Genomic DNA, 1,884 nt, shown 5'->3' on the forward strand with positions numbered 1-1,884 from the left:
ATTGCATTTGTATTATCTCATTCTCGATATAAATATATGTATTGGCTAGATCGTCCTTTTACAACGAAAGACGTTATTGAGTCACATGAGTTAGCCTTTCAATGGTTTCATGGTATCCCTAACGAGTTGGTATATGACCAAGATAATTTACTCGTTGTTAGTGAAAATCATGGTGATTTAATTTTGACGGAGGCGTTTCAAAGGTATAAAGAAACAAAGAAGTTAAACTTGTTTGTATGTAGAAAAGCGGATCCTGAGAGTAAAGGTAAAATAGAAAATGTCGTAGGCTTTATCAAACATAATTACGCTAAGCACAGACTATTTCACAACTTAGAATCATGGAATGAACATGCGATAGAATGGCTTAACCGAACTGGAAACGCCAAAGTTCATAACACCACAAAAAAAAGACCGGTTGAAGTGTTTGCCCTTGAAAAACAACACTTAAAACCAGTCACGAACATCATTGATGTTCAACATAACAACAATAACAGTATATCAAGGTCTATACGTAAGGACAATACCATACGGTATTTGTCTAATCGATACTCACTACCATTAGGGAGTTTCCATAAATACAAGGTGGTTTATCTTAAAGTCATTAATGATGAAAACCTCGTAATTTTTAGTCCTGACGGGGAGATCTTGGCTAAGCATCAAATATCAATAGAGAAAGGAAAACTTATTCAAGATCGTAAACATCAACGTGATCGCACAAAAGGGATAGATGCTTTTATCGATTCAGTGGCAACTTATTTTGATAATCAAGAATTAGCTCATGAGTTTATATCAAGAGTGAGAGAAAAGAATCCACGTTACATTCGTGACCAATTACAACTGATATTAAATTCTATCAAAGTAAATCATTCAATGATTATTAATAGTGCGCTCGAAGAATGTATTCACCGAAACTTTTATAGTGGTACAGATTTCAGCGATATCATTGGATACCTAAAACGACAACGATCGTTACACATGACTCAAAACGATAACGCCGAACAAATGAAACGACCTACAACGATGACTTCTAATTGGGTGATGGATACAAATGCATCAAAAAGAGAAATGGACAAGTATTACTCTATATTAGAAGGTGATTCTCAATGACACAGCTCAATCAATTACAAGAACTTATGAGAACCTTAAGGTTCGTTGAGACATCCAATCACTTAGCAGAATTAATTAAACAAGCCGAAAAAAATGACCACTCTTACACAAAGTTTTTATTTGATATCATGCAATACGAACAAAAAAGCCGAGAAGAAAAACAATTTGAAAAACGTTTGAAATGGGCGACATTCCCAGACTATAAAACACTTGAAGCGTTTGATATTAAAGAGCAACAGTCATTAAGTAAGAAACAACTCAATCAGTTAGGTGATCTTACATGGATTGACCAGCTGTACAATTTAGTATTATTGGGCCCTCCAGGTGTTGGGAAAACGCACCTGGCCATAGGGTTAGGAATCAAAGCAATATATGAAGGGTATAAAGTTATCTTCACTTCTATGGGGGATCTTGTGCATGCATTAAAAACAGAAGAAATAACACGCAAATCAAAAACAAGATTAAACCGAATGAGAGATGCCGACTTAATTATTATTGATGACTTAATGTTTATGGCAATGGATCAGCAAGAAGCAAACCTATTCTTCCATTTGATTAATGATTTACACGATCGATCATCGATCGTCTTAACTTCAAATAAAGCACCTAAAGAATGGGGAGAACTCTTAGGGGACCCTGCCATTACTACTGCAATACTAGACCGAATTGTGCACCGTGTTGAAATTATACATTTAAACGGTGACAGTTATCGAATGAAGCATCGTAAGAACATCTTCGGGCAGGAAAGTGTAACAAATTAATCAGCAAAAACTGTAA

Annotated in this window: 2 protein-coding genes; both read left to right on the plus strand. The window is 35.3% G+C overall.

Annotated features, from left to right (window positions below; translation table 11 throughout):
• A partial coding sequence (locus tag BLR62_RS12280) for a DDE-type integrase/transposase/recombinase (protein ID WP_090797415.1) occupies nucleotides 1-1,107 on the plus strand: 1,107 nt, incomplete at its 5' end.
• Nucleotides 1,104-1,868: an IS21-like element helper ATPase IstB gene (gene istB / locus BLR62_RS12285; protein WP_090797418.1), complete on the plus strand. Its 765-nt coding sequence runs from the start codon at nucleotides 1,104-1,106 to the stop codon at nucleotides 1,866-1,868. The genes BLR62_RS12280 and istB, both read left to right, overlap by 4 nt.
• Nucleotides 1,869-1,884: the final 16 nt, after the last annotated feature.

Origin of the sequence: Pelagirhabdus alkalitolerans, from assembly GCF_900096905.1 — a bacterium.
In the GTDB taxonomy this organism is placed as follows: domain Bacteria; phylum Bacillota; class Bacilli; order Bacillales; family Amphibacillaceae; genus Pelagirhabdus; species Pelagirhabdus alkalitolerans.